Annotated in this window: 7 protein-coding genes; all 7 read left to right on the forward strand. The window is 47.3% G+C overall.

What is annotated here, in order from left to right; translation table 11 throughout:
• Positions 1–20 precede the first annotated feature (20 nt).
• The 7 genes from secD to M3200_RS01650 all read left to right on the forward strand — a co-directional run bounded on the left by secD (position 21) and on the right by M3200_RS01650 (position 6852).
• Complete coding sequence (secD, locus tag M3200_RS01620; RefSeq protein WP_108850900.1) at positions 21–1244, forward strand: protein translocase subunit SecD; 1224 nt, start codon at positions 21–23, stop codon at positions 1242–1244.
• Complete coding sequence (gene secF / locus M3200_RS01625) at positions 1244–2197, forward strand: protein translocase subunit SecF (protein ID WP_022381796.1); 954 nt, start codon at positions 1244–1246, stop codon at positions 2195–2197. The genes secD and secF overlap by 1 nt, the downstream gene beginning before the upstream one ends.
• 142 nt (positions 2198–2339) lie before the next feature.
• Positions 2340–3656, forward strand: a complete 1317-nt coding sequence (mtaB, locus tag M3200_RS01630) for a tRNA (N(6)-L-threonylcarbamoyladenosine(37)-C(2))-methylthiotransferase MtaB (protein ID WP_022381797.1) — start codon at positions 2340–2342, stop codon at positions 3654–3656.
• Position 3657: 1 nt separating this feature from the next.
• On the forward strand, positions 3658–4014 hold the full coding sequence (locus tag M3200_RS01635; protein ID WP_022381798.1) for a histidine triad nucleotide-binding protein: 357 nt from the start codon (positions 3658–3660) through the stop codon (positions 4012–4014).
• Positions 4015–4143: 129 nt separating this feature from the next.
• Positions 4144–4320 carry a 30S ribosomal protein S21 gene (rpsU, locus tag M3200_RS01640; protein ID WP_022381799.1) on the forward strand — a complete coding sequence of 59 codons (177 nt, stop codon included), beginning with the start codon at positions 4144–4146 and terminating at the stop codon, positions 4318–4320.
• Positions 4321–4341: 21 nt separating this feature from the next.
• Positions 4342–4791, forward strand: coding sequence for a GatB/YqeY domain-containing protein (locus M3200_RS01645; RefSeq protein ID WP_288178073.1), 450 nt, complete (start codon positions 4342–4344; stop codon positions 4789–4791).
• A gap of 165 nt (positions 4792–4956) precedes the next feature.
• Positions 4957–6852: a type I glutamate--ammonia ligase gene (locus M3200_RS01650; RefSeq protein WP_022381801.1), complete on the forward strand. Its 1896-nt coding sequence runs from the start codon at positions 4957–4959 to the stop codon at positions 6850–6852.
• Positions 6853–7052 lie beyond the last annotated feature (200 nt).

Below are 7052 nucleotides of genomic sequence, written 5' to 3' on the forward strand. Positions count from 1 at the left end.
AAAAGAAAAGTAAAAGCCCCGTGAGGAAGGGCGCTCTGCTTCGATTTTTCGTAGTCATTTTTGCGATTATCGGCATATTTGCATGTACCGTCGGATGGCTTGCCGGACATATCCGTCAGGGCCTTGACCTTCAGGGCGGGACTCATATTGTCATGCAGGCAGAAGATACAGATCAGAACAAGGTTACGCCGGAGGCCATTACCCAGGTCATCAACATCATGCAGAAGCGTGTCAATGAAATGGGTCTGACTGAACCAATCATCCAGCGTGAAGGCAGCAACCGTATCATCATTGAACTTCCGGGCGAGAAAGATCCGCAGAAGGCCATTGATACGATCGGCAAGACAGCCGTCCTGCAGTTCAAGGATGAAGAGGGAAATGTCCGCCTGACCGGCGAAGATTTGAAAGATGCCAAGGAACAGCTCGGCCAGAACAAGCAGCCGCTCGTATCCCTGAAATTCAGTGATGAAGGCGGAAAGAAGTTTGCTGACCTGACTGCTGCCAATGTCGGAAGACATATCGGCATTTATCTTGATGGTGAAATGCTGACCAATCCGGTCGTCAATGAAGCCATTACGGGCGGCGCAGCCGTCATTACCGGACAGAGAACACTTGAAGAAGCCAAAGATCTGGCTATCCTTCTTAGAAGCGGCGCACTGCCGGTCAAGATGTCTGTCCTTGAAGTAAGAACAGTAGGACCGTCCCTGGGACAAGATTCCAAAGACAAGTCCATCGTTGCATTTACAATCGGCCTCTCGCTTGTCGTACTGTTTATGCTGGCAGTTTACCGCATATCCGGATTTGTCGCTGATACAGCGCTTCTGGTATATGTACTGATTCTTTTAGGCGTTTTGTACCTGCTCCATGCGACACTGACGCTTCCAAGTATAGCGGGCGTCATATTGTCCATAGGTATGGCGGTGGATGCGAACGTCCTCATATTTGAACGATTCAAGGAAGAAATACAGGAAGGCAAGATTCTCCGCCTTGCTGTACAGGCAGGCTTCAAGAGAGCTTTCGTAACGATTTTCGATGCGAACATGACGGTCATCATTACGTCTGCCATCCTCTTCTTCCTGGGGAGTGCAACAGTCAAGGGCTTTGCATTGACACTGGGCCTTGGCGTTGCTGTATCCATGTTCACAGCCATCACCGTCAGCCGCACGCTCCTGATGCTCCTGATTGATGCCAACTGGATTCATAACCCCTGGTGGTTTGGCGGGGAAAGGGGGTATGACAGATAATGTTTAACAACTTTGATTTCATTTCCAAAAGAAAGATCTGGTTCTCTTTCTCAGGGATTCTGATCGTACTCTCCATCATTTCCATCGTTACCTTCGGTTTTAACTGGGGCATTGATTTTACCGGCGGCACCATCCTTGAACTGGGATTTGGCAAGCCGGTCACTGTCGAACAGGTCAGAGACGGTCTTCGCAAGGACGGTCTTGAGACGGCAGTCATCCAGCTTTCCGGCAAGAATGTTCAGGGCGAATCCGGTGATGATGTCATCATCAGGACAAAGAACCTGAGCCCGGAAGAAGCACAGACGGTCGTTTCTGATGTCAGCAGCGAAGTCGGACAGACAGAGCTCAAGCGTATGGAAACGGTCGGTGCTGTCATCGGTTCCGAAGTAACGAAGAATACACTGCTCAACGTACTCATTTCCTTCGGCGCAATGATCCTTTACATGTCGATCCGTTTCGAACACAGGATCGCGCTTTCAGCAATTGTCGCCATTACGCACGATATCCTGATGGTTCTGGGTATTTTTGCATTCTTCCATCTGGAAGTGGATGCATCGTTCCTGGCAGCTATCCTGACAGTTCTTGGTTATTCCATGAACGAATCTGTCGTCATATTCGACCGAATCCGTGAAGCGATGCATACGCATAAGCGTACGGACAGTTATGCTGTCCTGGCGAATGATTCCATTCACCAGACAATCCGCCGTTCGCTTTACACGCTGACAACGACACTCTTCTGCGTAGCTTCCCTTTATTTCTTCGGCGGGGATACGACAAAGAACTTTGCCCTGGTCATGCTGATCGGCTTCATTTCCGGCGCTTATTCCTCTGTCTGCGTGGCTACGTCCATCTGGGTTACCTGGAATGAACATATTTCAAGCGACAGAAACCGCAAGGCCAAGGAAACGAAAGAAGCAAAAACAGGAAAGAAACTTAAGGCAGCCAAAGCCTAGAGCTTCTTGTATGAAAAGAAGGGCGGAAGCCGGGCGCTTCCGCTTTTTTCTTACCTATCTGAATTTATATGCCTGAGGAGATTGAATCAGACGCTCATCAGGGATTGACTCGTGATATAATAAAACCATGGAAAATAAAATTATGAACACAGAGAAAACCGTATCATTCATTACTCTTGGCTGCAAGGTCAACCAGTATGACAGTGATGCCATGAGAACCCTCTTTGTTGACGGGGGATACAGCCAGGTAGAAGACTATAAGAATGCAGATGTATATGTCATCAACACCTGCTCCGTCACAAGCATCGGCGACAGGAAATCAAGGCAGATGGTGCGCCGCATCAGACGCCAGCACCCGGATGCTGTCATTGCCGTAGCCGGATGCTATGCACAGCTTGCACCGGAAGTCTTTGAGAAAATGGGAGACGTCGATGTCATCGTAGGTCTTCATAACCGTTCTCACATTGTGGAATATGTGGAAGAGGCCAGAGGCGCAGGCAAGCCTTTGAATGAAGTCGTCGACATCATGAAAGTCAACACGTTTGAAAACATGTTTGTCCGTCCCGAAGGGGAAGTGAAGACCAGAGCTTTCATCAAGGTACAGGAAGGCTGTGACAATTACTGCACATTCTGCATCATTCCCTATGCAAGAGGAAGGCTGAAATCTAGAAGGCAGGAAGACGCAGTCAAGGAAATCAGGAACCTGGTCGATACAGGCTACAGGGAAGTCGTCCTGACGGGAATCCACCTTGGAAACTACGGCAAGGATCTCCATGACGGCACGTCTCTTTCCAGCCTTGTATCAGAACTGGTCAAGATCCCGGATCTTCTCCGCATCCGTCTCGGCTCTATTGAATCCGTTGAACTTTCAGAAGAACTGATCGATATCATCAGGAATGAACCGAAGGTATGCCGTCATCTTCATCTTCCCATCCAGTCCGGATCAGACAGCGTCCTTCGCGGCATGAACCGTCATTACCGCCTGCCTGAATACAAGAGACTCATTGCAGAACTTCGTGAAAAGATTCCGGGCCTTGCACTCACGACCGACCTCATCGTCGGTTTCCCGGGAGAGACGGAGGAGCTGTTCCAGGAGACACTGGAAACGCTGAAGGAACTTAAATTCTCCGGAATCCATGTATTCCCGTATTCCAAGAGAACCGGAACACCGGCTGCCGGATACCCGAATCAGGTTCCGAATGAAATAAAGAAGCAGAGAGTTCACAGGGTACAGGAACTCGAAAAGGAAATTTCGCGTGAATACAGAGCCCGTTTCATGGGCAAAACTGTTTGCGTCTTGGCCGAAGAGGTCAAGGATGGATATTTTGAAGGGCTGACAGAAGAATACATCCGCGTATCAATCAGAAGCCAGGGAGTCGAAAGAGGCGGAATGTACAACGTACTCATTGATACGATGACGGATGATGGCCTTTCAGGGGTATTAGCGAAGGAGGAGTAAAATGGCTGACTGTATTTTCTGTAAAATTGCTGCCGGAGAAATTCCGAGCACAAAAGTTTATGAGGATGAACACTGGTTCGCATTCAGGGATATTGAACCCTGCGCACCTGTTCATATTCTGGTGATCCCGAAGAAGCATGTGGATAACATTCTTGCATTTGATGAAGAATACAATAAAAACTTTGCTGACTTTTTCCTCGTCATCAAAAAGATTGCCGAAGCAGAAGGACTGAAGGAAAACGGCTTCCGCCTTGTCATTAATACCGGTGAAAAGGCAGGCCAGTCCGTATTCCATTTCCATGCGCACATTATCGGCGGCAGAGAAATGGGATGGCCTCCATTCCCGGCAAACGATTGATTTCCTGCAGTAAATGAAACACGTGATTGATAAATTAGAAAATAGGAATTGACATATAGAGGGTTCTAATTTATAATTTATAAGTGTGCAATAGCACCCCATCAGTCTTATTGGGAGGGAGGGATATAGATGTCTGAAATCAAAGTTCAAAAGGGCGAATCTCTTGATAGTGCTCTTCGCAGATTTAAACGTTCCTGCCAAAAAGCCGGGGTTCTTTCTGAAGTAAGAAAACGTGAACATTATGAAAAGCCCAGCGTTAGACGTAAACTGAAATCTGAAGCAGCAAGAAAACGTAAGTTTAAATAACAGGTTGCAAGGTGATACGTTTTGTCAATTAAGGAACAGCTGATGGCCGACATGAAAACGGCCATGAAAGCAAAAGAAGAAGGAAAGCTTGCTCTGAATACGATCCGTATGGCTCGTGCCCATATCAGACAGGCTGAGATCGATGACGGACACGCTGACTTCAATGATGATCAGGTTCTTGCTGTTCTCCGGAAAGAAGTCAAACAGAGAAAGGAAACTCTCGCTGAAATTGACGGATCCGGAAGAGAAGACCTGGTTGAGCAGACCAAAGCTGAGATTGCTGTACTGGAGAAATACCTGCCGGCTGAAATGCCTGAAGCAGAAATTGAATCCGTAGTAAAAGCAGTCGTAGATGCAATGGATCCAGAGCAGAGAAGCATGGGCCTTGTGATGAAGGCCGTCATGGCAAAGCTTAAAGGCAAGGCGGACGGTAAGATAATTAACCAGATCGTGCGCAAGATTCTTGCTTGACTGTGCTTGACAGAAGCAGGATGCGTGGTGTATCCTTAGAACATAAGTTAATATGCTGCGTCAAAGGAGACTCATTCCGAAAGGGATGAGTCTCCTTTATTTTATTTTTATCAAGGCGCAGTCTGGGAAAACAAAAATGGTGGATAGTTTTTCAGGAGGGCTAAGATGAACAAAGAATTGCTGTACTGCATCCCCGCTGGTCAATATGGAAAAGAAGGAGTTCTGTCCCTGTTGACACAGCATCCGGAAATCAGATTCGTATCTCTGGTAGGAATCGATCTGGCAGGCAACGATACCGATGAGAAAATTCCGATTGAAATTTTTATGAAAGATTATGAGGACTTCTTCGCAGGAAAAGCTGTGCAGACCGATGGATCCTCCGTTGTATTCATGAACATTGCAACACTCAATGATGCCAGAGTCGACATGGTCGCTGACAGCACCGTCAACTGGTACGTTGATTACAATGATGAAAATATTTCCGATGAAAACGGCCGCCCGGTCGGAACGCTGCGTATTCCATGCTTCCTGATCCATAACGGCAAGTTCATTGATTCCAGATCCGTATTGAAGAAATCCTGTGAATATGTATCCGAAAAGCTCAAGAAGCTTCTTTCCGATGCACAGGTCAAGGGAATGGAAAACTTCCCGTTCTCTGAAATCCAGGATATCGTATTTACAACCGGCACTGAACTTGAATTCTGGGTAAAGACGCCGAGCGAAAAAGAAACCGTTCAGCACCTTTCCATTTCCCAGAGACTGCAGGAACAGTACTGGCAGCGCATGCGCGGCAATGTCCGTACCGCTATGGAACAGGCCATTGAAGAACTGGATGCCCGCGGAATGCGCGTTGAAATGGGTCATAAGGAAGTCGGAGGCATCAAGCCGAAGATCGATGATGACGGTCACATTTTCGACGTATGCGAACAGCTTGAACTTGACTGGCTTTTCTCGACAAACCCGCTGCAGGCTGCAGATAACGAACTGGAAGCCCGCATCGTCATCCGTGAGGTATTCCGCAGAAACGGCCTTGACGTTTCCTTCCGTGCAAAGCCGATCATCGGCGTAGCAGGAAGCGGTGAACATACCCATGTAGGCATTGCAGCTCTTCTTAAGAACGGCAAGACCATCAACCTTCTTGCTCCGGAAGACATGAGCGCTGACTTTCTTTCCACCGTCGGCTATGGCTTCATCATGGGCATTCTCAACAACTATGAAGCAACCAATCCGTTTGTTTCTTCAACAACAGATGCTTTCAACAGACTGAAACCAGGCTTTGAAGCACCGGTCTGCATCGTTACTTCTCTCGGACATTCTCCGGAAGTTCCATCCAGAAACAGATCCATCCTGATGGGCCTGATCCGCGATACCGAAAACCCGAAGGCAACACGCTTCGAACTTCGTGCCCCAAACCCGTTCACCAATACATACATGGCTGTTTCCTGCCTTTACATGACAGCTCTCGACGGCATCGAATATGCAGTGAACTCTGGAAAAGGCCCGGATGAACTCCTGGCTGAGCTTTCCAAGACAGCAGGAGAGGATGCTGATTACCTTTCCAAGGACAGAGAATACCGCTGTGAAAAGAACGTATTCGAAGATTACGATCAGGAACAGAGAGACGCTGTATTTGGCAAACCGCCGGCTACCGTCTGGGAAAACGTCCGCATCATGAGAGCAAATCCTGACAAAGTAGCATCCATTACAAGAGATGATGTCATTTCCAAGGATATCGTTGAATCCTTCATCGCTTCCATCCTCTACCGCTGGAAGAATGAACTGATCGACCGTATCATTCCTGGAACGGAAGCTGCTGTCAAAGGTTACAAGAAACTTGATAACGATGACAAACTTGACGAGAAGAGATGGAAAGCCATCAAAGCTGCCCGCATCGAACTTGCCAAGGATACAGAAGAAGAAAAGTGCATCTGCACCCGCCTGAACGAAGCCCTTGAAGATGGAGATTATGATACTGCATCTGATCTTCAGATCGAAATGGCTAAAAAGTCGCAGGCACTTGAAAAAGAATACCGTATTTACGCATTGAATATTCTGGACTAAGAAATCAGTTCTAATAAATATACAATCAGGCCAAGGAGGACCCATTCCATTACCAAGGATGGGTCATCCTTCTTTTTGTATAAAGAACATACAAAGACGGGGATACTGTATCAGAATTGAGATCCGGAATTTCGATCAAAATGTTGAAGTGAATCAAGTGGAATAAATTTTTGGCTTATAGGACATTTCGTGTTGTTTTT

The sequence above is a fragment of the Dialister sp. CAG:357 genome, from assembly GCF_000435155.1.
GTDB lineage: Bacteria > Bacillota > Negativicutes > Veillonellales > Dialisteraceae > Dialister > Dialister hominis.